This is a genomic window from Rheinheimera mesophila (genome assembly GCF_000986865.1).
GTDB lineage: Bacteria > Pseudomonadota > Gammaproteobacteria > Enterobacterales > Alteromonadaceae > Pararheinheimera > Pararheinheimera mesophila.
In genome coordinates, this window is record NZ_LAVS01000003.1 from 59,983 (window position 1) to 85,816 (window position 25,834).

26 protein-coding genes are annotated in these 25,834 nt (G+C 47.6%); 20 read left to right on the forward strand and 6 right to left on the reverse strand.

Going from position 1 to position 25,834, the window contains the following annotated elements; all coding sequences use genetic code 11:
• Positions 1-38: 38 nt before the first annotated feature.
• Positions 39-734, reverse strand: a complete 696-nt coding sequence (locus tag SD53_RS02275) for a tellurite resistance TerB family protein (protein WP_046518604.1) — start codon at positions 732-734, stop codon at positions 39-41.
• 131 nt (positions 735-865) lie between these two features.
• Positions 866-3,487: a penicillin-binding protein 1A gene (locus tag SD53_RS02280; RefSeq protein ID WP_046518605.1), complete on the reverse strand. Its 2,622-nt coding sequence runs from the start codon at positions 3,485-3,487 to the stop codon at positions 866-868.
• Positions 3,488-3,635: 148 nt separating this feature from the next.
• On the opposite strand from SD53_RS02280, the gene SD53_RS02285 reads away from it, so the two are divergent.
• The 9 genes from SD53_RS02285 to SD53_RS02325 all read left to right on the forward strand — a co-directional run bounded on the left by SD53_RS02285 (position 3,636) and on the right by SD53_RS02325 (position 12,659).
• Entirely contained in the window at positions 3,636-4,715 is a 1,080-nt protein-coding gene (locus SD53_RS02285; protein WP_046518606.1) for a pilus assembly protein PilM, read from the forward strand.
• The gene (locus tag SD53_RS02290; RefSeq protein WP_046518607.1) at positions 4,703-5,308 is read left to right on the forward strand and encodes a PilN domain-containing protein; all 606 of its coding nucleotides are present in this window, start codon (positions 4,703-4,705) and stop codon (positions 5,306-5,308) included. Before SD53_RS02285 ends, SD53_RS02290 begins: the two co-directional genes overlap by 13 nt.
• Complete coding sequence (locus tag SD53_RS02295; RefSeq protein WP_046518608.1) at positions 5,305-5,904, forward strand: type IV pilus inner membrane component PilO; 600 nt, start codon at positions 5,305-5,307, stop codon at positions 5,902-5,904. Before SD53_RS02290 ends, SD53_RS02295 begins: the two co-directional genes overlap by 4 nt.
• Positions 5,901-6,440 carry a pilus assembly protein PilP gene (locus SD53_RS02300; RefSeq protein ID WP_046518609.1) on the forward strand — a complete coding sequence of 180 codons (540 nt, stop codon included), beginning with the start codon at positions 5,901-5,903 and terminating at the stop codon, positions 6,438-6,440. The genes SD53_RS02295 and SD53_RS02300 overlap by 4 nt, the downstream gene beginning before the upstream one ends.
• Before the next feature lie 12 nt (positions 6,441-6,452).
• Entirely contained in the window at positions 6,453-8,162 is a 1,710-nt protein-coding gene (locus tag SD53_RS02305; RefSeq protein WP_241481740.1) for a type IV pilus secretin PilQ, read from the forward strand.
• Positions 8,163-8,320: 158 nt separating this feature from the next.
• Complete coding sequence (gene aroK / locus SD53_RS02310) at positions 8,321-8,839, forward strand: shikimate kinase AroK (protein ID WP_008900467.1); 519 nt, start codon at positions 8,321-8,323, stop codon at positions 8,837-8,839.
• Positions 8,840-8,877: 38 nt separating this feature from the next.
• Entirely contained in the window at positions 8,878-9,945 is a 1,068-nt protein-coding gene (gene aroB, locus SD53_RS02315; RefSeq protein WP_046518611.1) for a 3-dehydroquinate synthase, read from the forward strand.
• Complete coding sequence (locus SD53_RS17895; protein ID WP_052749220.1) at positions 9,942-11,723, forward strand: SPOR domain-containing protein; 1,782 nt, start codon at positions 9,942-9,944, stop codon at positions 11,721-11,723. Before aroB ends, SD53_RS17895 begins: the two co-directional genes overlap by 4 nt.
• 36 nt (positions 11,724-11,759) lie before the next feature.
• Positions 11,760-12,659 (forward strand): Dam family site-specific DNA-(adenine-N6)-methyltransferase, encoded by a 900-nt coding sequence (locus tag SD53_RS02325; protein WP_046518612.1) that lies wholly within the window; start codon positions 11,760-11,762, stop codon positions 12,657-12,659.
• Here SD53_RS02325 and SD53_RS18990 read toward each other — a convergent pair.
• The 3 genes from SD53_RS18990 to SD53_RS02335 all read right to left on the reverse strand — a co-directional run bounded on the left by SD53_RS18990 (position 12,578) and on the right by SD53_RS02335 (position 13,963).
• Entirely contained in the window at positions 12,578-12,772 is a 195-nt protein-coding gene (locus tag SD53_RS18990; protein ID WP_082101752.1) for a DUF2970 domain-containing protein, read from the reverse strand. The genes SD53_RS02325 and SD53_RS18990 overlap by 82 nt on opposite strands.
• 2 nt (positions 12,773-12,774) lie before the next feature.
• Positions 12,775-13,041 carry a hypothetical protein gene (locus tag SD53_RS02330; protein WP_046518613.1) on the reverse strand — a complete coding sequence of 89 codons (267 nt, stop codon included), beginning with the start codon at positions 13,039-13,041 and terminating at the stop codon, positions 12,775-12,777.
• Positions 13,042-13,210: 169 nt separating this feature from the next.
• Complete coding sequence (locus SD53_RS02335) at positions 13,211-13,963, reverse strand: TorF family putative porin (RefSeq protein WP_046518614.1); 753 nt, start codon at positions 13,961-13,963, stop codon at positions 13,211-13,213.
• Between the two features lie 239 nt (positions 13,964-14,202).
• On the opposite strand from SD53_RS02335, the gene rpe reads away from it, so the two are divergent.
• From rpe to speD, 11 genes are all read left to right on the forward strand, one after another.
• The gene (gene rpe / locus SD53_RS02340; protein ID WP_046518615.1) at positions 14,203-14,877 is read left to right on the forward strand and encodes a ribulose-phosphate 3-epimerase; all 675 of its coding nucleotides are present in this window, start codon (positions 14,203-14,205) and stop codon (positions 14,875-14,877) included.
• Complete coding sequence (locus tag SD53_RS02345) at positions 14,877-15,560, forward strand: phosphoglycolate phosphatase (protein WP_046518616.1); 684 nt, start codon at positions 14,877-14,879, stop codon at positions 15,558-15,560. The genes rpe and SD53_RS02345 overlap by 1 nt, the downstream gene beginning before the upstream one ends.
• Positions 15,561-16,592, forward strand: coding sequence for a tryptophan--tRNA ligase (gene trpS / locus SD53_RS02350; RefSeq protein ID WP_046518617.1), 1,032 nt, complete (start codon positions 15,561-15,563; stop codon positions 16,590-16,592).
• A gap of 167 nt (positions 16,593-16,759) precedes the next feature.
• On the forward strand, positions 16,760-17,356 hold the full coding sequence (locus SD53_RS02355) for an anthranilate synthase component II (RefSeq protein WP_173425679.1): 597 nt from the start codon (positions 16,760-16,762) through the stop codon (positions 17,354-17,356).
• A gap of 30 nt (positions 17,357-17,386) precedes the next feature.
• Complete coding sequence (locus SD53_RS02360; RefSeq protein WP_046518619.1) at positions 17,387-18,502, forward strand: HDOD domain-containing protein; 1,116 nt, start codon at positions 17,387-17,389, stop codon at positions 18,500-18,502.
• Positions 18,503-18,824: 322 nt separating this feature from the next.
• Entirely contained in the window at positions 18,825-20,042 is a 1,218-nt protein-coding gene (locus SD53_RS02365; RefSeq protein ID WP_046518620.1) for an aspartate aminotransferase family protein, read from the forward strand.
• 103 nt (positions 20,043-20,145) lie between these two features.
• Complete coding sequence (astA, locus tag SD53_RS02370; protein WP_046518621.1) at positions 20,146-21,162, forward strand: arginine N-succinyltransferase; 1,017 nt, start codon at positions 20,146-20,148, stop codon at positions 21,160-21,162.
• 20 nt (positions 21,163-21,182) lie between these two features.
• Positions 21,183-22,655 (forward strand): succinylglutamate-semialdehyde dehydrogenase, encoded by a 1,473-nt coding sequence (gene astD, locus SD53_RS02375; RefSeq protein ID WP_046518622.1) that lies wholly within the window; start codon positions 21,183-21,185, stop codon positions 22,653-22,655.
• 171 nt (positions 22,656-22,826) lie between these two features.
• Positions 22,827-23,177 carry a DUF3802 family protein gene (locus SD53_RS02380; RefSeq protein ID WP_046518623.1) on the forward strand — a complete coding sequence of 117 codons (351 nt, stop codon included), beginning with the start codon at positions 22,827-22,829 and terminating at the stop codon, positions 23,175-23,177.
• Positions 23,178-23,246: 69 nt separating this feature from the next.
• On the forward strand, positions 23,247-23,675 hold the full coding sequence (locus tag SD53_RS02385) for an OsmC family protein (RefSeq protein ID WP_046518624.1): 429 nt from the start codon (positions 23,247-23,249) through the stop codon (positions 23,673-23,675).
• Positions 23,676-23,862: 187 nt separating this feature from the next.
• On the forward strand, positions 23,863-24,669 hold the full coding sequence (gene speD, locus SD53_RS02390; protein WP_046518625.1) for an adenosylmethionine decarboxylase: 807 nt from the start codon (positions 23,863-23,865) through the stop codon (positions 24,667-24,669).
• Between the two features lie 209 nt (positions 24,670-24,878).
• On the opposite strand, the gene SD53_RS02395 is transcribed toward speD, so the two are convergent.
• Complete coding sequence (locus SD53_RS02395) at positions 24,879-25,772, reverse strand: phosphoribulokinase (RefSeq protein WP_046518626.1); 894 nt, start codon at positions 25,770-25,772, stop codon at positions 24,879-24,881.
• Between the last annotated feature and the right edge of the window lie 62 nt (positions 25,773-25,834).

The following is a 25,834-nucleotide window of genomic DNA, read 5'->3' on the forward strand; positions in this document are numbered from 1 at the left end:
TTTGAATCCGGCTTTTTGCTTTTTACCGCAGCCAAAAGTTAAGCAGCTAACGCCTGCTTGGCCTGAAAATCCAGCTCAGCTTTGAGCTCAGGGGGCAGTTTTAACTGACGCGCCAGCTCTTGCAGGTAAGCCCCTTCCATATAGTTTTGCTCGTTGATCACCAAAAGGCTTGCCAGATACATCTCCGCCGCCATTTCCTCTGTAGTGGCTGCACTGGCAACATCGGCTGGGTCTAAAGGTTTGGCCAGTTCCTGATCAAACCAGCGTTGCAGGCTGAAATCCGACGTCAGTTTGGCAATTTCGCTGTCGATCAACTGGCGTTCCTGTTGATCAATATGACCATCGGCTTTGGCTGCACCAATTAATGCTTTTAAAATCGCATGACAGTGTTGTTCGGCTTGAGGAGCAGGCAAACGGTCTACAGTTTGAGGTTCATGCTGGTCTACAGTGCCTTTATTCTGCTGTTGCCAGTTGCCATAGGCTTTGTAAGCCAGCAGCCCCAGTGCGGCTAAGCCGCCATAGGTGATGACTTTTCCGCCCAGGCTACGACCCTTTTTTGAACCCAGTAACATAGCCAAGGCACCACCAGATAAAGCTCCACCGCCAAAACCGGACATTAAATGACCGACCGAAGAGGACCCGGAAGATTTGTGACTGTGCTGTGATGCTGATTTCTGTTGCATCAAATCGGAACCGGCCTTGAGCAACTGATCCAATAAAGCCTTTGTATTCATGATGAGAAGTCCTTGAATTGCTGCGAGTTGTTATCAGACTTGTTTCAGCACAGAAAATTCAGTGGTAGTTGTAAGCAGATGTAAAAAAGGCCGCTGCGAAGCGACCTTTTATGACACGCAAGATAGCCTGATCAAAACAGCTCTATTTCTTCCTGCTGCTGGTTGTTTTGTGTCGGCAGAGGTTGTACTGAGGAATTGACATAGGTCTTAGGTTCTGTGCCCTGGATAAAGAACTCAAAACCGCTGCTGTTATCCGTGGCCTGAGTCAATAAACCTGTTTTCAGATCGATACGCACAGAAGTGATGCCCACAGGTGGCTGAACAAAAATCTGCGGTTTGTCTTTTAAGGCAAATCCCATAAATTCTTGCCAGGCAGGCATCGCGGTTTTTGCCCCAGATTCGCTGCCGGCAACCTGATCTTTACCCAGATTGTTATTCCAGGCCGTTTTGCCTAACCGACTTTCTGCATCATCAAAACCGACCCAGGAGGTGACGACCAGTTCTGGTGAAAAACCAGAAAACCAGGCATCCTTGACATCGTTAGTTGTACCGGTTTTACCCGATAAGTCCTGCCGTTTTAATTCTTTTAAGCGATAGGCTGTACCGTTCCAGCCAGTTCCTGCTTTCCAGTCACCGCCACCCCAAATGGAACTTTTCAGCGCATCCGCTATTAAAAAGGCGTTTTGAGCTGAGATGACCCGTGGTGCATATGCAGGAGTTGGTGTTACCGGGCTTTGTTCAGTTGTAGCTGTTTGCTCTGCAAAAGTGGCCTCCAGCAGCGCTTCTGCATCTGCAGACTCAGCCAAGGCTGCCGCTTCTTTTGCCGCTTGAGCAGCGGCCGCTTTGGCTGCTAAATCTTGTTGTTCGCAGTCCGAACAAACAGGCACAGGCACATGTTCGTATATCAGATTGTTCTGATCATCCAGGATCTTAGTAATAACATAAGGTTTGACTAAATAACCGCCATTAGCGAATACGGCATAACCTGTTGCTAATTCCAGCGGCGTTAACGACGCTGAACCTAACGCCAGAGTTTCACTGTGGGGCAAGTCTTTTTCTCTGAAACCAAACTTCGTCAGATGCTGACGGGTTTTTTCTATACCCACAGCCCGTAATAAGCGCACGGCCACCACGTTTTTCGACTTCGCTAACGCTTCACGGATACGGATAGCACCGTCGTACACTTCAGGTGAGTTTTTGGGGCGCCATGCCTGATTGGCTCCCTCATCCCATTCGTGAATGGGGGCGTCATTCATTAAAGTCGCCAGTGTCAGATTAGATTCCAGCGCCGCTGAGTAAATAAAAGGTTTGATGTTTGAACCAACCTGACGGTTCGCTTGTGTAGCCCGGTTAAATTGGGTCATGGCAAAACTATAGCCCCCCACCAGAGCTTGCACAGCACCATCTTTTGGATTAATTGCCACCAGCGCCGCACTGACTCCGGGGATCTGGCCCAACCGCCACTCGCCACCTGCAGGACGCACCAGCACATGCATACCTGGTGCTATTACATCAGCAGCAGCTTTGGGCGGATGGCTCTGTCTGTCGTGACTGATAAAAGCGCGGGCCCAGTTCAGACCTTGCCAGGGCAGAGTAATTTTACGTCCACCCGATAAAATAGCCTGAGCTTGTTGACCTGTGACTTCAGTGATCACGGCCGGAATTAAATCTTCCAGGCCATCCTGATTGTCCAGATAAGCCAGAATGGCTTCATCACTCAGTCGGTCCTTTTCAACAAATTTTACTGAACCATCGGCCTGTGGTGCGGCTGTGGCTTGCCATAAAGTGGCAACAGGACCACGGTAGCCGTGACGTTCGTCATAGCCTATAACATTTTTTTGTACTGCAGCGACGGCTTTGCCCTGTAATCTGGAGTCTACTGTGGTGAATACCTGAAAACCTTTGGAGTAGGCTTCCTCCTCGCCATATTTATCCACTACTTCCTGGCGCACCATTTCAGCAATATAAGGTGCTGATGCTGTGATTTGTGCGCCATGCAGTTTGGATAAAATAGGCTCCTGCAGCGCTTCATCGTACTGAGCCTGTGTGATGTAGCCTTCATTTAACATACGGCCCAGCACTATATTACGGCGGGCGCGGGCACGACTGGGCGAGCGCACCGGGTTTAATACGGAAGGACCTTGCGGTAAACCAGCGATAATAGCGATTTCAGATAAGGTCAGATCCTGAATATTTTTACCAAAATAAACCTGAGCCGCAGCCCCTACGCCAAAAGAGCGTTGGCCTAACTCGATTTTATTTAAGTAAAGTTCCAGTATTTCGTCTTTGCTCAGTTCCTGTTCGATACGCAGAGCTAAAAAGATTTCTTTGATTTTACGGATCAGCTTTTTTTCACGGGTCAGAAAGAATACCCGTGCCAACTGTTGAGTGATGGTACTAGCACCTTGTTTGGCTTCACCACTGAATGCAACCACTGTCGCAGCACGAAACATACCAATGACGTCAATGCCCGGATGTTCATAAAAGCGGTTATCTTCAGTGGCCAGTACAGCTTTAATCAGTAAATCAGGCATTTCTTCCAGTGTTAACGGAATACGGCGTTTTTCACCGAATTGCGAAATAAGCTCACCGTCCTGACTAAAGACCCGCATAGGTGTTTGCAGCTTCACATCTTTTAATGTAGCCACACTGGGTAAGTCATCTTTGACATACCAGTAACTGGCCGCAACCAAAGCTACAACGGAAAAAGCACCTGCAATCACCAGAATGATTAGTTTTTTAAGCCACGACACTGATTAACCTCAATGTATATTTTCGGAACTGACGGGAATGTCAGTCTGTTTTTTAAAAAGCTGTTGTGGAGCCTACGCAATTTTTGTTGAAACGACTAAGCTCTTGACAGAAGTTCAATATAAATCATTGACCTGTGCACGAGACTCTATGCTAAAAAAGCTGTTTCAGACAAAAAAAGCCTTGATGTTAGGAGTCGATATCGGCTCGCATGCTGTCAAAGCGGTATTACTCAGTCAGCATAACCAGCATTATAAAGTAGAAGCCTTTGCAATAGAACCTATGCTGAAGGGCACAATGGTCGATCGTGAAATTCAGGACATCGAAGCTGTCGCCAATGCGTTATTGAACATTAGAAAAAAGATAGATAAATCAATTAAGTATGCATCATCTGCTGTGTCAGGGTCTCTGGTGATCAGTAAAGTAATTTTTATGGATGCCAGTTTGTCCGACGCTGAATTAGCCCGCCAGATTGAATTAGAAGCCGATAGCTTAATTCCATACCCGCTGAATGAAGTCAGTTTAGACTTTGAACGACTGGAAACTAACCAGACCGACCCCAGTAAAGTCAATGTGCTGTTAAGTGCCGCCCGCACTGAAAGTGTGCAGGCCAGAGTGACCGCACTGGAGTCGGCTGGCTTTATTGCTAAAGTGATCGATGTCGAGAGTTCTGCTCTAAGCCGTGCAGCCGAATTATGTCTGGACCAATTGCCTGAAGATGCGGCTGAAAAAGTAGTTGCTGTCATCGATATAGGTGCCACTATGACATTATTGAGTATAGTCGAAGGTGACAAAAATCTTTACACCAGAGACATTGCCTTCGGTGGTGAGCAGTACAGCCGCAGCATCATGAATTACTACAATAAAACCTACGAAGAAGCCGAGCAGGCGAAAATTCTGGCGGACTTACCCCCCAGTTATAGCTTTGAAGTGCTGGCGCCGTTTCAAACCATGTTATTGCAACAAATTCGCCGAGCTATTCAAATGTACCTGACTACCAGTGGTAAAGAGCAGGTTGATTATGTCCTGATCAGCGGCGGCACCAGCTTGCTGGAGGGCATAGACACACTGATCAGTGATGAGTTAGCGATCCAAACTGTGGTCGCTAACCCGTTCCGTTACATGGAGTTAGCTGCAACAGTCAATCGTCAGCAGCTTACTGAAAAAGCCCCTTGCCTGATGATTGCCACCGGGTTGGCTATGCGGAGTTTTAATTCATGGCATCAATAAATTTGCTGCCATGGCGTGAAGCCGCGCGCAAACAGCAACAGCTCAATTATCTGACGGTATTGGCCCAAGTGGCTGTACTGGCTTTTGTGCTGATGTTTTTGGTGTATTGGTTGTATCAGGCTCGGGTGGAGGGGCAAATCAGTCGCAACAGCTTACTTGAAACAGAAATTCAGCAGCTTGATCTGCGTATAGCGCAGATCCGAGAGCTGGAAAAACAAAAAGCAGGCCTGCAGCAGCGAATGTCACTGATAGAGCAGTTACAGCGCAGTAGAAATCTGGGCACACAAATTATGGACGAAGTGGCTAAAACTGTACCTGCCGGTGTTTATCTGCTGTCTTTGGATAAAAAATTAAACAGGTTATTGATCACGGGTAAAAGTGAGTCGAACAACAGATTGTCCGGCATGCTGCGGATTATTGAACAATCTCCTTTATTGACCCAGCCTGTACTGGAGTTTATTCAGGCCAGCAAGGAGGACAGTGGTCTGTTAAGCGATTTTAAAATGCATCTGCGTTTAGCTGGTGCTGAGCCGCCGCCAGCACAGGCACAACCTGCGGCTAAAACGGCAGCCAAAGTCGGAGCACAGGGATGAATCTGAACATCAACTTATCTGATATCGATTTATCTGAAATCGATTTTAACAATATGGGGGCCTGGCCCAAGGCCGGTAAAGTCGCATTGGCTTTGGTGGTTGCTGCGGCTGTCATGCTGTTGAGTTACCTGTTTCTGATTAAAGATCAGCGTATTCATTTAGAGCTACAGCAGCAGAAGGAGCAGCAGTTACGCTCTGATTATCGGGATAAATATGGCAAAGCTATTAATCTGGAGCTGTATCAGCAACAGATGCAGGAGATGGAAAAAACCTTTTCGGTGTTATTAAAACAGTTACCGGCGACTCATGAAACGCCCGGCATGCTGGACGATATTACCTTTGCCGGTACTTCAGTCGGTCTGACGTTTGTGCGGATTAACTGGATGCCTGAGATAGAAAAAGAGTTTTATACCGAGTTGCCGATCCAGATAGAGGTGATTGGGGATTATCACCAGATCGGCAATTTTGTCAGTGAAATTGCCAAACTACCCCGTATTGTCAGTTTGCACGATTTTGTGATCCAAAGCCGGGAAGAGGGCAATCAGAGTTTTAGCGTGGTCGCCAAAACTTACAGATACAAGGAGCTGAAGCAATGAAGCAGATTGCTATATTGCTGGTGCTGACGGCGCTTGCTGGCTGTTTTGATGATACGACTGACATTCAACAGTTTATGGCAGAAGTGAAAGCCAGTACCAGTGCGCAAATTCCGCCCTTGCCTCCGGTGAAGGCTTTTGAGCATTTACCTTACACCAGTGCAGAATTACGCAGCCCCTTCAGTCTGCCTGTGCCTCAGGCTTACAACCAGCAACCTATGCACCAGCCGGGTTGTATTCAACTGGACCATCAGCGCGAAAAACAGCCACTGGAGCATTACGCCACAGACAATTTAACCATGCGCGGTACTTTGGGTCATGCAGATGAACTCTGGGCTTTGATTGAAGCCTCTGATCAGAGTATGCACAGGGTAGGCCTGAATGACAGGTTGGGTTTATTTCATGGCAAGGTGATTGCCGTACAGCCAGACTCTATTGAAATCACTGAGTATATCCCCGATGGCAGTGGTTGTACTGTAGAGCGAAACAGCAAGTTGCAACTACTGGACGCATCTGTTGATGCAACCGAAACTAACTGAGTGACCTGAATTATGAGAAAAATTAAAACAAGCTCCAGGCTCCTCCGCATTAGTCAAGCCATAGTGCTTTGTGGCCTGCTTATCAGCTCTTTTGTCTCGGCAGAGCAGGGTAGCACGGCTTTTATTAATGAAATTAATTCAATAGATTTTCGCCGTGGTGAACTGGGCGAAGCCAAGGTTCTGGTGTTTTTGCAGCAAAACGCAGCGGCAGTGGATGTGGTGGAGCAAAACGGTCAAATTCAGTTGGATTTCCATGATACCAAGATCAGTGATGAGTTATTGTATCAACTGGACGTACTGGATTTTGCCACTGTGGTGAAGGGTATTGAAACCTTCCGTGAAGGCAACAAAGCCAGGTTAGTGATTCAAACCCTTGCTGCTTTTAGTTACAGCTACCAGCAAATTGATGAGGTGTTTCAGTTGGTGGTGCAGAAGAAATCTGCAGAGCAAACTGCTTCCGTGGCGGCCGGCCAATATGTGGGGCGTGCTATTTCTTTGAATTTTCAGGATATTCCAGTTCGTACTGTGCTGCAAATTATTGCGGATTATAACGGATTTAATCTGGTGACCAGTGATTCGGTCACAGGCAATATCACGCTACGCCTCGATGGTACGCCATGGGATCAGGCGCTGGATATAGTGCTGAAAGTACGGGGTCTGGACAAACGTATGGATGGCAATATTCTGATGATAGCCCCGTCCGACGAACTGGCTGCACGGGAAGCCAAAGAGTTACAGGCGCAGCAGCAGGTAGAGCAGCTAGAACCTCTGATTTCCGAATTTTTGCCCATTAATTATGCCAAAGCGGCGGATATAGCAACCTTACTGAACAACAAAGAAGCGACTTTATTATCGGCTCGTGGCAATGTCGCGGTGGATGACAGAACCAATACTTTACTGGTGAAAGATACCGCGACCACTATTGAAAATGTGCGTCGGTTACTCAGAAGACTGGACGTGCCGGTAAAACAGGTGTTAATTGAGTCTCGTATGGTGACGGTCAAAGACAACGTGCGGGATGAAATTGGTTTACGTTGGGGCTTTAGTGATCAGCAAAATGACAGAGCCTGGTCCGGCACAGCACCCGGCGCTAATGACCTGGCTGGTGGCACAGTGCCAGCCTTGGATGACCGCTGGAATGTCAATTTACCTGTGGCGAATCCGGCGGGCAGTATCGCTTTTCATGTGACTAAATTTGCCGATGGTACTTTGCTGGATTTGGAACTGTCGGCTTTGGAGCAAGAAAATAAAGGTGAAATTATTGCCAGCCCGCGTATCACCACGGCCAATCAGAAAAAGGCCCGGATAGAGCAGGGTACTGAAATCCCTTATTTGGAAGCATCCAGCAGTGGCGCTACCACAGTGACTTTTAAAAAGGCCGTACTGAGCCTGGAGGTCACTCCGCAAATTACACCGGATAATAAAATTATTCTGGATTTGGAGATCACTCAGGATACCCGGGGGGAGACAGTCTCGACCGGCAATGGTCCTGCTCAGGCCATTGATACACAACGTATTCAGACCCAGGTACTGGTCGATAATGGCGCTACTGTGGTCTTGGGCGGTATCTATCAGCAGCAGATGACCAATACCACCTCAAAAGTACCGGTTTTTGGTGATATTCCGTACTTAGGCAATTTGTTTAAGCGGCGTAATGATTTTAATGAGAAAACCGAATTACTGATTTTTGTTACACCAAAAATTCTGACGGAGAGCTTGTAACCCGAATAAAAGCGAGGCCGGAGCTGACGCTGGCTCCGGCAGAAAATTCGCTTGCCAAGCCAAGCGGATTGCTGACATAATTCACCGCTTCAAATTTCCGTGGGAGCTTTCGGGTCCTGAAATTAACCTTCTAAGTTAGCGCAGCAGCATTACGAACTATGGCAGAAAAACGCAATATCTTCCTGGTAGGCCCAATGGGTGCAGGCAAAAGTACAATTGGCCGTCATTTAGCAGACATGCTTCATCTCGAATTCTACGACTCAGATCAGGAAATTGAACGCCGCACTGGTGCAGATATAGCCTGGGTTTTTGATCTGGAAGGCGAAGAGGGATTCCGTGTTCGTGAAGAAAACGTGATCTCGGACTTAACAGAATTACAAGGCATCGTATTAGCGACGGGCGGTGGCTCAGTGCTGAGCAAAGAAACCCGTAACCGTTTATCCGCACGTGGCATAGTAGTTTATTTAGAAACTCCTATAGAGAAACAAGTGGCCCGGACCCAACGGGACAAAAGACGTCCGTTGTTACAAACCGAAGAAGCGCCAAAAGAGGTGCTGGAACGTCTGGCCGCTGAGCGTAACCCTCTGTATGAAGAAATCGCTGACTTCACTGTGCGTACTGACGAGCAAAGCGCCCGTTCAGTGGCGAATCAAATCGTCGAACAACTTGGTTTCTAGTTTGAGATAACTTTTCAGGGATATAAGGAGAGCTGTGGATGCAAAAAGTTGCAGTACAACTTGGAGAGCGCAGCTACCCTATCCTGATCAGTCCCCAGTTATTCAGTCAGCCTCTGACGGAGTTTTTACCCAAAGCCCGTCAGGTGGTGATTGTCTCTAATCCAGTCGTTGCAGAGCTGTATTTACCTGCCGTTACTGCGTTGTTTCCTGACTCTGCAGTGCACTCTTTTATCTTACCCGATGGCGAAGCCTACAAAACCCTGCAGTCTTTTGAACAGGTGATGTCCTTTTTACTTGAGCATAAAATCAACCGTGATGTGTTATTGGTTGCTTTAGGTGGCGGTGTTATTGGTGATCTGACAGGTTTCGTCGCAGCCTGTTATCAGCGTGGTGTACGTTTTATCCAAATCCCAACCACTTTGTTATCTCAGGTGGATTCTTCCGTCGGTGGCAAAACAGCGGTGAACCATCCGCTGGGTAAAAATATGATTGGTGCTTTTAAGCAGCCGGATCTGGTGCTGATCAATACGTCAGTATTAAGTTCGCTACCATCTTCCGAATTCGCGGCAGGCATGGCAGAAGTGATTAAGTATGCACTGATCAGCGACCTGGCCTTTTTTCACTGGCTGGAGCAGAATCAGCAGGCTATCCGCGCGCAGCAACCTGAAGTGTTAGGCGACATGATCCGGCATTGTTGTCAGATGAAAGCCGATATTGTCAGCCGCGATGAAACTGAGCAGGGTGAGCGTGCTTTATTAAATTTAGGCCACACCTTTGGTCATGCGATTGAAGCCTTTTTAGGCTATGGCCACTGGCTGCACGGTGAGGCTGTTGCTGTGGGCATGGTGATGGCTACCCAATTGGCGGTCAGTCGCGGCGCCGTCAACACAGAAGAATTACAGCGTATTATTGATTTATTGTCTGCTTTTGGTTTACCTGTGGCTCCGCCAGCACAGATGAGCATTGCAGACTTTATGCCCTACATGAAAACAGACAAAAAAGTACAGGCCGGCAAAATGCGTTTTATTGTTCCTACGGCGTTGGGACAAAGTGCAATAGTCGATGATGTGACCGAACAAGAACTAATGGCTCTCTTTAGCATATGAGTAAACAAGCTCTGCAACAGCGTTTAACCCAGTATTCAGGTCTTTTAGCCTCTCAGCGTCAGTTACTGCAACGCTTGTTGTTGCAGTTGGAGTTTAATCAGCCGGATCGTTTGCAATTGGTCGGTTCCAGTGGCAGTGGAAAATCCACCCTGATCCTGACGTTAGCTGAAATTTGCTCTGAGCAGTTTAATGTAGCCCTGGTACAGGCTGATAGCAGTCTGGCTCCGGTCGATATACTCAAAGTGCTGCAGCAGCAATGGATTGGTGCAACCGCTATGCCTCGCACCTTGCCTGACTTTGTCGCGCAGTTAAATAAAGTTGAACACTACCTGCTCTTGATTGACGATGCCGATCAACTGAACGAAACCAGTTGGCAGTTGATCCAACAATTGCCTGTCAGTGTTTTTGTCAGTTGTTTAAAAGCAAAAACGGACATTCGTCTGGCGATGAATATTCCTGCTTTTACTGAAGACGAGGCGGCTGAACTGCTTGCGCCTTACCATTTAGCGGGTCGTGAACAACGGGAGCGTATCGAAGACTGTGCCGGTGACTTGCATTTGTTACTGCATGGACTCAATGCCGCCGCGCCCCGTAAAGCGCCTGCTGTTTCCAAAGCTCAGGTAGAAAGCTCAGCTTCACCATTAGCATTTTCAGCACGTGAAGAGATCAGCGCCCCTGTATTTGTTGCCAGTAAGGCAGAACCAGCTTTTGACTTAAACAGCAGAGACAATCCATTAGGCTTGCGGGCGACAGATCAGGTGGATGAGCCGCCGTCTTTTTCGATAGAGACAGAAAGACGGACCGACTACAGCGCAGGCTCGCGTGAGCCACAAAAGTCTGCCAAACAGGCTTCAGGCCAGTTTTTCTCTCCTTTTTTGGTATTAAGCATAGGTTTTGGTTTAATAGCTGCAGTCGTGATGTTCTGGTTATGGACTGAGCAGCAGTTCCGACAGCCTATCGCCGACGATATGGTTCCTTATTATCCGTCTTCAACAGAGACCACTGCGGCACAGCGTCTGCAGCAAGATCGCCAGTTTGAGCCTACAGTCGAGATTAAGCCTGAATTGCCTGCAGCAACAGCAGCGGCCAGTCCAGCTACAACTGAAAGCAATACGGTGCGCACTGATGCAGGCGGGCAGGGAATGCCACAGATGGCCATGGAGAGAACCACGGATGCAGCCAGCATGACAGTACAGCAAGAAGTGGTGAAAGACGAAAATGGTCTGCCACAGAAACAAATTGTCTCGACTATGACCATTGAATCTGAACCTATGCGGGAACAGCCCGTGATCCCGGCCTTGCCTGCGGCAGGTGAAGAAGCGGTGGTGACCGAACCAGAAGCGGAAACTACTTCGCAACCACAAGCAGCAGAAGTGGTTACAGAGCAAAATGATCTGGTAGCCGAAATGGCAGCCGATGCGGCCGAGATTAGTGCTGAGCCTGCAGCCAAAACTGTAGCCTCTGACGGTTCTGCTCCCTATGATGCAGCCGTGTTATTGAGCATGTTGCCTGATACCGTAGCGATACAGTTGGGGGTGTTTTCTCAGGAAGCTGCAGCGAAAAAGTTTTTGCAGCAATACTCGAGTTTAAATCTACAGCTTTACAAACGTCAGCAGCAGGGCAAAACGCAGTTTGTGGTGGTGTCTGCCTCCTATGTCAATGGGGCCGCCGCACGTCAGCAAGTCAAATCTATGCCGGAGGAGTTGCGGCAGCAAACGCCTTTTGTAAAGCCATTAAGCGATATTCAGCGAGAGATCCGGTCAGCCAATGCGAACTAACCTGATACAGCCAGAGATTTCGCAGGTCGCTTATCTATGCTGAAAAAGTCCAGAGCCTTCCTGAAATGGGCTGGTGGTAAATACAATTTAGTTGACGCCATTGCCCGGCAGTTGCCGCAGGCTCCCTTACTGGTGGAGCCCTTTGTTGGCGCAGGTTCGGTGTTTTTGAATACGGACTATCCATCCTATTTGTTGAATGACATCAACGCTGATTTGATTAATTTGTATCAGCTATTACAGACCAAACCTGCTGATTTTATTGCTGATGCCCAAAGTTTATTCGTACACAGCAGTAATCAAAAAAGCAGTTATCTGTCATTTCGGGATGCCTTTAACCAAAGTTCGGATAGTTATCAGCGCTCCTTGTTATTTTTGTACCTAAACCGGCATGGCTACAATGGTTTGTGCCGTTATAACAGCAGCGGCAAATTTAATGTGCCTTTTGGCAGCTATAAAAAACCTTATTTTCCAGAGGCGGAGTTATGGTTTTTTGCTGAAAAAGCGCAAAAAGCTAAGTTCGTCTGTATGAATTACAGTGAGCTGATGCAGCAAGTCAACTCACCTGCAGTGGTGTATTGCGACCCACCTTATGTGCCATTAAGCCGCACGGCCAGCTTTACGTCCTATGCGAAAAATAGTTTTGATTTGGATGATCAGGCCGAACTGGCGAATTTGGCAGAGCGCTGCCAAAGCCGCGGAGTCAGTGTTGTGATCAGTAATCACGACACCAGGTTAACCCGTAAGTTGTATGAGAAGGCCAAATTAACTTCAATTCAGGTTGGGCGCTCTATCAGTCAAAAAGGTGAAACACGTGGCAAGGTGGCTGAGCTTTTTGCGCTGTATTCCACCACAGCTCAGTCGGGCACAACCCAGTTGACGAGCAGCAATAACACAGCCACAAACACAATAACGGCAAAAATACCGGCTACCAAATAAGGCCAGACCACCGTAGTTTGAAAGTCTTGTTGACGTTGTTGCTCAGACTGAACCCCAACTATAGCTCCGAACACTGCTTTGAGAACTTGCTTAAAGCCCGGAGCTTCCGCCATCTTTAACCTCTGCGGTCAAAACGATTGAGCAGCTCAAGTAAATCAACAAAGTGGAATTGAGTTGAACGGCTATTGCCTTGTAACCAACTGAACCAGCTTTGCTGAGAGGGTTTGCACAAGGAACTGATAGCCAGAGGTTTGGCTGGGTCGGCCTGGACAGCCGCCTGACATAACTCAGTGGTCGAGGCTGTGTGTTGATGCGCAAAAATACCAAGACACAAGCTAATGACCACAACGGACACTACTTTGCGATTTGCTAGTTGCTTCATACGAACCTCAACTGGTTGAATTATGTGCTGGATGATACTCAAGTTGACAACAAGTTACAAGTTTATAACTTAGCCGGGTAGTGACAAAAGTCACTTTATGCTGATGTAAATTCAACGCAGTCAGACAACCCAAAGGGACAAAGTCAGACACTTTGCCCCTTGCACCGGATCAGAAGGTTTTGCTGATAGTCAGGACAGCACGGCCATCACATAAATTACATTCAGCCGAGCCATCAATATCTGTATCGGCATATTTCAGAGACAGGCCCGCGCCTAATACTTCGGTGCTAAAGCCAATGCTCCAGTCAATGTAGGTATCGCTGTCAACAGGACCTGCAGCCAAAAAGGTTTCAAATTCTGCTTCGTCTTCAAAAGCGTTATAGCCAAAGTGTAAATCCAGGGCAATATTTTCTACCAGACTGTATTTGTAGTCTGCTGACAGGTAGTAATAGTCGTCGACGCCAGTGCCAAAATAATCAGGTGAATAGGCCACGCCTAAGGTCCAGCTGTCATAGAAAAACTTGGCGTAACCTTCGTAAAAGTTAAACTCATCAACAGCGTTGTCGCCTTTTGGATAACGGTATTGCATCACACCAACGTCAACATTCCAGCTATCATTCAGAGCGCCAGTCCAGCCCGCTAAAATATCCAGTTCCATACTGCCTTCACCGAACTTGATATTTGACCCCCAGGTTGACAAATAAAAACCTGATTCACCGCTTAATGTAAAACCACCCTGCACCGCCGGGCCTTCATCCGTCTGCGAGATACCACGGAATAAATAATCAGAGGTCAATGCGACGTTACCAGTCAGGCTGGCCGCACCCACACCGAAACTGCTGCCTGCAATACATAATGCGATGAGGCTGCGGCGAATTGATTTACCTGTTGCTTTTGATCCCAGTGTTACTTTTTTTGTCATTTTATTTGCCCTTATCTATGAGTTCCCGCTATTACTGTCCATTTTTTGTGCCATCGTAATATTTATAATTAAATCATGTGGATACACAAAAATTGGCGCAGGGTTTTATGATTTGTGTGCAAAGTTGGTGCGTTATTGCCTGTTTATTGTGCATAAGCTACTGGTGGCAAAGATGATTTTTCTCTGATGATTCAGTAAAGTCTGGGTTTTGCTTTCTCATACTGGTGTTTGGAGATCAGATGCGTCAACCGAATTGGATAGCTCCGTCAATTTTATCTGCAGATTTTGCCCGTCTGGGCGAGGATGTCAGCCGTGTTCTGCAGGCGGGAGCTGATGTAGTGCATTTTGATGTGATGGACAATCACTATGTACCGAATTTAACTTTTGGTCCTATGATTTGCAGCGCTTTGCGCAGTTATGGCATCACTGCCCCGGTGGATGTGCATCTGATGGTAGAAAACGTTGACAGCCTGATCCCTGCTTTTGCAGCGGCCGGGGCTTCGATCATCAGTTTTCATCCGGAAGCGTCGAAGCATGTCGATCGCACTTTGCAGCTCATTCGCCAGCATGGCTGTCAGGCCGGTCTGGTATTTAATCCGGCGACACCTCTCACCTACTTAGATTATGTGTTGGATAAAGTAGACTTAGTGCTGTTGATGTCGGTCAATCCGGGTTTTGGCGGTCAGTCTTTTATTCCGGCGACCTTACAAAAGCTGCAACAGGCCCGGCACATTATCGATCAGAGTGGCTTGCCTATTCGGCTGGAAATTGATGGTGGTGTTAAAGTTGAAAATATCCGTGAGATAGCCGAAGCCGGTGCTGATACTTTTGTCGCAGGCTCAGCTATTTTTAGCCAAAGCGACTACCAACAGGTGATCAAGGCGATGAGAGCTGAACTGGCTGGAGTGAAGTAGTGCGGCCATTTCACTTGGTAGCCTTTGATTTAGATGGCACTTTAGTAGACAGTGCGCCTGATATTTTGCCCGCTTTAAATCAAATGATGGCAAGCTTAGGCAAAGCGCACGTCAGCTTGCTTCAGGTGCAGCAATGGCTGGGCAATGGTATGGCTGTGCTGATCCAAAGAGCACTAACTGGGGAGCTCTGTCCGGACCACTATGATGTCAGCGAGTTTGAACAGGCTCAGCAACTATTTGTTGAGTTTTATCAGCAAACGAATGGGGCAGCGACCCGCCTGTTTGATCAGGTGCCTGAAGTATTAGCCCGCTTAAGCCAGCGTTATCCTTTGGCGGTAGTGACCAATAAACCCCGGCAATTTACGGCTCCTTTGCTACGAAACATGGGGATCGCGCGTTTTTTTTCCGCGCTCTGGTGTGCTGATGATGTCGCTAAAGCCAAACCTGAACCTGACATGCTGTTAGCTCTGGCCAGACAACAAGGGGTGTCAACGGCGGATATTTTGCTGGTCGGAGATTCCGAAAACGATATATTTGCCGCCCGTGCTGCTGGTATGCCTGTTATTGCGCTGAGCTACGGGTATAATCACGGCCAACCGATAGCGCATAGTAATCCGGATCTGGTGTTGGAGTGTTTTTCTCTGCTACCAGATGCCATCTCTAGTTTAGAACAGGAAAGATAGATGTCAGAGTCAAAATCCATTGCACCAAAGGCCAAACCTATAGTCTTAAGTGGTGCTCAGCCTTCAGGCCAGCTTACCATTGGTAATTATCTTGGTGCTTTGCGGCAGTGGGACAAGATGCAGGATGACTATGACTGTTTGTACTGTATCGTTGATTTGCATGCCATTACTGTTCGGCAGGATCCTGTTGCTTTACGCAATGCCTCTTTAGACAGTCTGGCCTTGTATTTGGCCTGTGGCATAGATCCGAACCGTTCCAGTGTTTTTATGCAGTCGCATGTGCCTGAGCATAGTCAGTTGAACTGGATTTTAAATTGCTACACCCAGTTCGGCGAACTTAGCCGTATGACGCAATTTAAAGACAAATCCGAGCGCCATGCCAATAACGTCAATGCCGGTTTATTTACTTACCCTGTGCTGATGGCCGCCGATATTCTGGTCTATAACGCGCATCAAATCCCGGTGGGGCATGATCAGAAGCAACATCTGGAGCTGGCTCGCGATATAGCCAATCGTTTTAATGCGTTACACGGTGATATTTTTACTGTACCAGAACCTTATATCCCGACTGTCGCAGCCCGGGTAATGAGTTTGCAGGAACCGACGAAAAAAATGTCCAAGTCGGATGAGAATCCATGGAATTTTGTCGGTTTGCTGGAAGATCCAAAGATGATCAGTAAAAAATTCAAAAAAGCCATGACAGATTCTGAGGATCCACCTCGTGTCGCTTATGATCTGGAAAACAAAGCAGGTGTTGCCAATTTGCTGAGTATTTTAAGCGGTGTGACCGGCAAGTCGATTGACAGTCTGGTGGCTGAGTATGAAGGTAAAATGTATGGCCACTTAAAAACTGATGTGGCAGATGCTGTTATTGCCTTACTGGAGCCCGTGCAGGCTAAATTCCATCAAATCCGTCAGGATCAGACTCTGATGGCGCAGGTATTAAAACAAGGTGCAACCGAGGCCAGAGCTCGTGCGGCTGTGACCCTCGGAAAAGTCTATGATGCCGTAGGTTTTGTCTTACCAGCCTAACGCCGTTGGAGTTGAAGATAGTGCGGTATGGATGTCGTACCTCTGCCCCGAGCTGATACTTCAATGCTGTGAGCAGGGCCTCAATACCAGTGGGTCTTGTTGCAACGTCCATTAGTCAGGTTGCGACAGATAGTTGCGTGGAATAATGCTGTAAAAGCCGGATTGTTATGATTTTATTGATAGATAATTACGATTCTTTTACCTACAATTTAGTTCAGTATTTTGCTGAGTTGGGTGAGCAGGTTGTGGTGCGTCGTAATGATGAAATCAGCCTGACGCAAATAGCAGCGATCCGGCCTTCCAGCCTGGTGATATCACCAGGCCCGTGCAGTCCTGATCAGGCCGGTATTTCACTGGCTGCTATTGAGCATTTCGCCGGACGGATGCCAATTCTCGGCGTGTGCTTAGGGCATCAGGCGATAGCTCAGGTGTTCGGTGCCAAAGTCGTGCGGGCTCAGACTGTGATGCACGGCAAGAATTCCCTGATTAAGCATCAGCAAAGAGATTTATTCGCAGGTTTGAATAACCCGTTAAGCGTCACTCGCTACCACTCTTTGGTTGTGCAAAAAGAATCGCTGCCGGATGAGTTCAGTATTGAAGCCTGGACAGAATCAGATGAAGCGGAAATTATGGCGTTGTCGCATAAAAAGCTGCCCTTGTATGGAGTGCAATTTCATCCTGAGGCAATTTTAACTGAGCAAGGACATCAGTTATTACAGAATTTTCTGACATTGTGCAAAGGCCTGAACAATAATGATAAATAAGCTGTGTACACACAGGAGTAAAGGGTAGTTATGTCTTTGTCTTCCTCCTCACTGGAGCAATTGTTTATAGATAATCTGATCGGCGTTGACCCGAATCAGAAGCGCTTGCGTTACTTAAAAAACCAGCAACAAGACACAGGCAATCGCCAGATGCTGGAAGTAGAGCGGAAGGCTCTGGAAGCCCGGCAGTCTGGTGAAAACGCAAAAAAGATTTTTCTCGATTTTACCCAGGCCCATTTACATGACGAAGTTGCACAAGAATTGATGCAGCGTTTGAGCAGTATCGAAGTGGTCAGTAGCTCCCTGTTTGATTTAGGCCCTAATTTCCCGGCTTTACTTGATGCGTTGAGTGCAAAAGCCGTGACCTTAAACCAATTGGACCCGCTGATCAGCAATGTCGATTGGTTAAAAGAGGACGTGCTGCGTTTAGTCAATCAGCCCCGTTACCGCAATAAAACCAGTTCAGGCAATCTGGTGAAAGATATTAAAACCGCCTTGCGTTTTTTAGGCGTGGAGGCCTTGCAGTCACTGGTCCCTGTGTATGCGTTTCGCCATTGTATTCCGCATTCCACTGAACCTTTTGTCCAGTTTAAAGTGAAGATCTGGGATTACTCTTTAGCCACAGCGATAGCGGCGCGAGCTATCGCGGATTCCCAAGGTCTGAATGGTTTTGTTGCCTTTTGCGCGGCCATGTTTCAGACCATGGGCCATATGGTGGTGATCCGCAACTACCTGCGCAGTTATGCTCAGGTCAAACGTACTGAACTGTTGCGTGCCCGAGATGCCCGTGATACTGAACTGACGGACGCTCTGGAGGCCCTGGATGCCGATGCGGGGTTCTTATCCAGCAGTATTGAAGAATTTGCCGGTATCATCAGTGCCGATCTGATTGCTCGCTGGCAGCTTAAACGTATGCCGCTGGCTGCTATTCTGGATCAGATCGCGGATCAGACGGCATTGAGTAGCTGCATGGATTTAACCAGAGCGGTGAAACAGGCCGATACCTATGTGCAGGTGAAGTTTTTAATTCAGGAGCAGCGTCTGGACGTGGAAGAGGCTAATAAAGCTTTAAATGATGCTGGTATCCACAATGAAATGCGCAAAATGTTGGCCGGATTGGACCTGAAAAAGTTGTCTTTTGAATAATTTAAAAAAAATTAATCAATAAACATGCAGTTTTTTTCAACAGTGCTTCTGTTGCGCTAAAAAACAGGGCAGATCAACAGCGGCATTCGTTGCTCGAGGTTTTTCTGCGCTGTTTCCTCAGTTAGGCGAATAACTAGTTATTCACATCCTATGCAAAACTATCTGGAAGCCTTATTTATCAAGGCTTTTAGCCGTTTTGAACGCAAGACTTTTCATTTTTTATCTGTAATAATGCGATGAAGTATCGATTTCCGTCCGACGTTTTTCCGCTGAAAAAGCAGCCAGATTAAACTGCGGACTTTTATGGCAGCAGAGGTAAAAAATGGCAGAACATATTCAGGTCACCCGCGCACTTTTTGATGAAGTTATGGTTCCAAACTATGCACCGGCACCTATTATTCCGGTCCGTGGTCAGGGCTCTCGTGTCTGGGACCAAGCTGGGCGTGAATACGTTGATTTTGCAGGCGGGATAGCGGTCAATGCGTTGGGGCATTGCCATCCGGCTTTAGTGTCCGCCTTAAAAGAGCAAGCGGATAAATTATGGCACTTAAGCAATGTGATGACCAACGAGCCGGCGCTACGACTGGCACAAAAGTTAGTCGACAGTACCTTTGCCGAAAAAGTTTATTTTGCCAACTCGGGTGCTGAAGCCAACGAAGCGGCATTAAAACTGGCACGGCGTTGGGCGTTGGATAAGTTTGGTTCAGAAAAACAGCAAATTATCTCATTTGGTAAAAGCTTCCACGGCCGTACTTTTTTCACGGTCACAGTCGGTGGTCAGGCGGCGTATTCCGATGGTTTCGGCCCTAAACCTGGTGGCATAGATCACGCTGAATACAACAACCTCGACAGCCTCAAAGCTCTGATGTCAGACAATACCTGTGCGGTGATCCTGGAGCCTTTACAGGGCGAAGGTGGCATTATTCCGGGCGATGCGGCATTCCTGCAAGGCGTGCGAGATCTGTGTAATCAGTTTAACGCTCTGATGATTTACGATGAGGTGCAATCCGGCGTAGGCCGTACCGGTAAACTCTATGCCTATATGCACACTAATGTAGTGCCCGACATTCTGACAACGGCTAAATCTTTAGGTGGGGGTTTCCCTGTGGGAGCCATGTTAACCACAACTGCTATTGCCAGCCATTTAAAAGTCGGGACGCACGGCAGTACTTATGGCGGTAATCCACTGGCTTGTGCTGTCGCTGAAGCTGCTTTGGATACCATCAACCAGCCTGAAGTGTTAGATGGTGTGCTGGAGCGGGAAAAACTATTTCGTCGCGAACTGGCGGCCATCAATGAAAAACATCAGGTATTCAGCACAGTGCGTGGTCAGGGCATGTTACTTGGCGCCGTACTGAATGATCAGTTTAAAGGCCGTTCACGCGACTTTTTCCTGGCTTCTGCCGATCAGGGGTTATTTGCTCTGGTGGCAGGTCCGGATGTGATCCGTTTTGCCCCTTCATTAGTGATCCCTGAAGCAGACATTATCGAAGGGATGAAGCGTTTTGAAAAAGCCGTAGCACAAGTGAAACAAGGCTGAACTGCGGCCTTCTGCACTGTCTGACTACAACCACAATACAGCAAAAAATGAAGCGCCCGCCATGATCGGGCGCTCTGAAGCAAATTAACTGGAGTAAGCGACTATGATGGTCATTCGCCCAATCCGAGCCGAAGATTATCCGGAACTGTACGACATTGCTGTCGAATCAGGTCATGGCTTTACTTCGTTGCCCGTCAATGATGAGTTGTTACAGCGTAAAATCAGCCGCTCTGAGGCTTCTTTTGCCAAAAAAGTCGATAAACCTGGTGATGAGGGTTACCTGTTTGTGCTGGAAGACCCCGAAACCGGCGCTGTGGTCGGCACCAGTGCTATTGAAGCGGCGGTAGGGCTGGACGATGCGTTTTATCACTACCATTTAGGTAAAGTGGTGCATACCTCCCGTGCTCTTGGCGTCTATAACCCGGTCGATATTCTGACACTTTGTAATGATTACACTGGGGTTTCTGAGCTTTGCACTTTGTTTTTACGCGAATCCTGCCGCAAAAAAAATAATGGTCGTTTGTTATCGAAATTCCGCTTTTTATTTATCGCCGAGTTTCGCTCACGTTTTGCCGACAGAGTCATCGCTGAAATGCGTGGTGTGTCGGATGAGGATGGTCACTCGCCATTCTGGAAGTGGTTACAGGACAGTTTCTTTTCGGTTGATTTTCCGACTGCAGATTATCTGACTGGTATAGGCCAGAAGGTATTTATCGCTGAGCTGATGCCGAAGTATCCGATATACGTCAGTTTACTTAGCAAAGAAGCGCAGGCTGTGATTGGTAAAGTGCATGAAAAAACCCGGCCCGCTTTAGCCTTGCTGCAATCGGAAGGTTTTTCCAACACAGGTTATGTCGATATTTTTGACGCAGGCCCAACAGTTGAAGCCAAGGTGGAACATATCCGTACCGTGCGCAGTAGTCGCAGGTTACAAGTTCAGATTGGTCCTGTCAGTGCCGGTCAGCCTTATATGGTGTCCAACACCAAATTGCAGGATTTTAGAGCCACCTGGCTGTATCTGCAGTTAGAAGAGGATAGTGACATAGTGACCTTGCCTGTTGAATGTGCAGAACTGTTGCAGGTCAGTAATGGCGATTGGGTGCGTTTAGCACGGATTTAATTTTTTAGCGGATAACAACAATGACAACATCAGCAGTGCAATTGATCAATGGCCAATGGCAACAAGGTGCAGGGCGCTTATTTAGTTCATTAAATCCGGCAAAACAGCAGGTGATTTGGCAAGGCCAGAGTGCAGACGCAGCTCAGGTGAACAGTGCTATTGAGGCTGCCAGAGCGGCTTTTGAATACTGGAGCGAGTTAAGTTTTGACGAGCGTTTACAGATAGCCCGTGCCTTTGCCACCCAGTTGACTGAGCACAAAGAGCAACTCGCGTTGTGTATTGCCGAAGAGACAGGGAAACCCTTGTGGGAAACCCGTACCGAAGTCGCGGCTATGATTGGTAAAATTGATATTTCTGCCCGGGCCTATCAGGAGCGAACCGGGGTGAAAGAAAATCCTATGCCACAAGGTAAGGCCTGGGTACGGCATAAGCCTCATGGAGTTGTGGCCGTATTTGGGCCTTATAATTTCCCCGGACATTTACCCAACGGACACATAGTGCCAGCTTTGTTGGCTGGTAATACAGTGGTATTTAAGCCCAGTGAATTGACGCCAAAAGTCGCTGAACTGACAGTGCAGTTATGGCAAAAAGCCGGTTTACCTGCCGGGGTACTGAATTTGCTGCAAGGCGAGGTGGAGACAGGCAAAGCCATTGCAACTCATCCGGGCATTGATGGATTATTTTTTACCGGTAGTTCTGGCACTGGTCATTATTTACATCAGCAGTTTGCCGGTCAGCCGCATAAAATTCTGGCGCTGGAAATGGGGGGAAATAACCCTCTGATTGTGCAAAAGGTCAACGATATTGATGCTGCTGTGCACGATATTATTCAGTCGGCTTTTATCTCCGCCGGTCAGCGTTGTACTTGTGCCCGTCGTTTGTATTTACCTGTTGGGGCTGAAGGCGATGCGATACTGGCACGTCTGCTTGAAGTGACTAAAGCCTTAAAAGTAGGGCTGTATGATGATGCAGAGCAGCCATTTATGGGCACTTTGATTTCTGAAAAAGCCGCTTTAGGCATGCTCAAAGCCCAGCAGGATTTAATAGAACGTGGCGCCAGCGTGCTGCTGACCATGCAGCAACAGCCGCAAAGCCCGGCGATGTTAAGCCCTGGTATTCTGGATTGCAGCAAGGTCGTGGATATGCCGGATGAAGAGCATTTTGGCCCGCTGCTAAAAGTTTTCCGTTTCGCTGACTTCAATGATGCGATCAAAGCAGCCAATACCACCAGTTTTGGTTTATCTGCGGGGTTGTTGTCGGATGATGCTGATTTGTATCAGTTGTTCTTCCGCAAAATCCGTGCTGGTATTGTCAACTGGAACCGGCCTATTACCGGAGCCAGCTCAGCCGCGCCTTTTGGTGGTATAGGCGGCAGTGGTAATCACAGAGCCAGTGCTTATTATGCGGCGGATTATTGTGCTTATCCTGTCGCTTCCGTGGAGCTGGAACAGTTACAGTTACCAGAACAGTTATCACCGGGACTAAGTTTCTGATCCGGATCACAGGCGTATTTTAGTTTTATTTCAATCGGGGCATAGCCCCGATTTGTTTTATGAAACAAAATTTGCTTAAATGACACTCACTTAACTACAACTTGTCTGTGCTTTTGTGCCATGCTCAGAGAGTTGAATTTCTGCGTTGTGCACTATAGGTGTCCTTTTTGTATGGTTACTGATAAACCCGGCTATGAGCATCTGATCCAGTTCCTGACGGAGCATTTGTCGTTGTTCGAACAACGTGGTCCCATCATTGCCGGAGCTAAAACTCTGGGGGAAGTGCTGGAAGAGTCCATCGCAGAACAAATTATTCAGCTCTGTACTCAACACACTGAGCTGGAGATGAACCATCGCAGCATGATAGTGCGTGAAGTCGATGGTATTTTGTATGATTTTCAGGAAGTTCTTGCATCGGTGTTAGAACAACCTGCTACGGCACAGCAGACTGAGCTTATCCAGGAAATATCTTTGCTGATTAAAAATTTGTTTGATAACGCCATCGCAGATTTGATGGATTAATCTTCGCTAGCCTCATCTGACTGTTTTCCGTAAAATAGCCAACCTTTAATGCGGACAACAGGATCTTCTATGCAAGCCAGCGTAAAATGGGCCGGTGATCAGACTTTTATCGGCCGTTCTGATAGTGGCCACAATGTAGTATTTGATGCCAATAAAGAAGGTAGCGCAGCCCCCAGCCCTATGGAAATGGTGTTGATGGCAGCAGGGGCCTGTTCGTCTGTGGATGTGGTCAGTATTTTGCAAAAAGCCAGACAGCAGGTCACGGATTGCGAAGTGATTCTAACGGCTGAGCGTGTAGAAACTATTCCCCGTGTTTTTAGCAAAATTCATCTGCATTTTGTCGTGACTGGTTTTGATGTCAGCGAAAAGCATGTGGAAAAAGCGGTGAATCTGTCGGCGGAAAAGTACTGCTCAGTGTCCATCATGTTGTCACAAAGTGTTGAAGTGACCCATTCGTTTAGTGTGAAACAATCCGAAGTGCAGCCTGCGGCTGAATAAAGATTGCATAGGTGCTGTAGTTCTATACCCAAGACAGGTGAAGTTGCGCTGAGGCAACAAGGCTTCGAAACCCGGGAGCATAGTTAACCTACGTGACCGGGGCGAGAGGGCCTAGTCAACAAAGCCGCAGCTTCAAGGACAACGGGTATATACCGGACTTTGGCGCCGACTAGTGAGGTAAGAAAACGTGGTAAAACCTTTTGAAAAACTAAGACTGCATGGGTTCAATAACCTGACCAAAAGCCTGAGTTTCAGCATCTACGATATTTGTTATGCCCAGACTGAGCAGCATCGTCAGGAATATATTTCCTACATCGATGAGCAATACAATGCCGACCGTCTGACCGATATCCTCAGCGAAGTAGTGGATATTATCGGCGCTAATGTTTTAAATATTGCCCGGCAGGATTACGACCCACAAGGTGCCAGCGTGACTATTCTGGTCTGCGAGGAGCCTATAGAGGGTTCGCCGGACAACTCTGAAAATCCTGGTCCTTTGCCAGATTCAGTGGTGGCTCACTTAGATAAAAGCCACATTTGTGTGCACACCTACCCTGAGGTGCATCCGCATGACGGTATTTGCACTTTCCGTGCTGACATTGAAGTCTCAACCTGTGGTTTGATTTCTCCACTCAAAGCCTTGAATTTCCTGATCCATAGCTTTGAGTCAGACATAGTGACGATAGACTACCGGGTGCGTGGTTTTACCCGGGATATCAATGGGGTCAAGCATTACATCGACCATCCTATTCACTCGATTCAGAACTTCATGGATGAGCAGACCAAAAATGCCTTCCAGATGGTGGATGTCAATGTGTACCAGGAAAACCTGTTCCATACCAAAATGATGCTCAAAGAATACGATTTGAACAACTACTTGTTTGGTACCGGGGTGGATGAACTGGATGAGGCACAACGTAAAGTGATCAACAAAAAAGTAAAACGTGAAATGCGGGAAATTTTCTACGGCCGCAATTTACCGGAAATGGAATAAGCATTTAAAAATGTGATTTGCCCCTTTCATACCCAAAGTAATTGGAGTTGCAGGGTGGCGACAAGAGCGTGAGACCCCAGGAGCATAGTTCGCCTATGTGGAATTGGTTTGACCCGAGAACTCGCCAGTCATGTCTGGCGGTTTTTCTCAGAATTACTGGGGCGAGAGCTTGCAGGCAACAAAGCTGCAGCTTCAAGTACGAAGGCTAATTATTCTAGCCAGTTAATCTGCCCCCTCGCCTGGCGCCTTTTAATCATCAACTGCTCCACCAGTGGCGTTAAAATCAACTCCATTGCCAGATTCATTTTGCCTCCCGGCACCACCAGCGTATTGACCCGCGACATAAAAGAGCCATTAATCATTTGCAGGTAATAGGGGAAATCGACATGTTTGATACCACGAAAACGGATCACCACAAAGCTTTCATCTAATGACGGAATATCTTTCGCACTGAATGGATTCGAAGTATCCACTGTAGGTACCCGCTGGAAGTTAATGTGAGTGCGGGAGAATTGCGGGGTAATTTGATTCACGTAATCGTCCATGCTGCGCACTATGCTTGACATCACCGCCTCACGACTATGGCCCCGCTCAGAGGTGTCGCGGATGATTTTCTGGATCCACTCTAAGTTGACTATAGGCACCATGCCGATCAACAAGTCCACATGCTGCGCTACATTGTTGTGTTCCGTCACTACGCCGCCGTGTAAACCCTCATAAAACAATAAGTCCGTATTGGGTCTCAAGTCCTGCCATGGGGTGAAGGTGCCGGGTAATTGGTTATAAGGCACGGCCTCATCGAAGGTATGTAAATACTGCCGCACTTTGCCGGTGCCCGTTTCGGCATAGCTGGCGAATAGTGCTTCTAAAGCGGCGAAATCGTTGGCTTCAGCGCCAAAGTAGCTGATATGTTTGCCTTGTTCTTTGGCTTTACGGATCTCCAGATCCATCTCTGGTCGGCTGTATTTGTGAAAACAATCTCCTGCAACAAAACCAGCGTCTATACCAAGACTGCGAAAGATATGGGAAAAGGCGCTGATGGTGGTGGTGGTGCCTGCACCTGAAGAACCTGTGACCGCAATAATAGGATTTTTGTGAGACATAAAAGCCAGGCTGTGTTGATTGTCAGCCGACTACCATAAAGGATAAAGTAAGGTGACTGCAA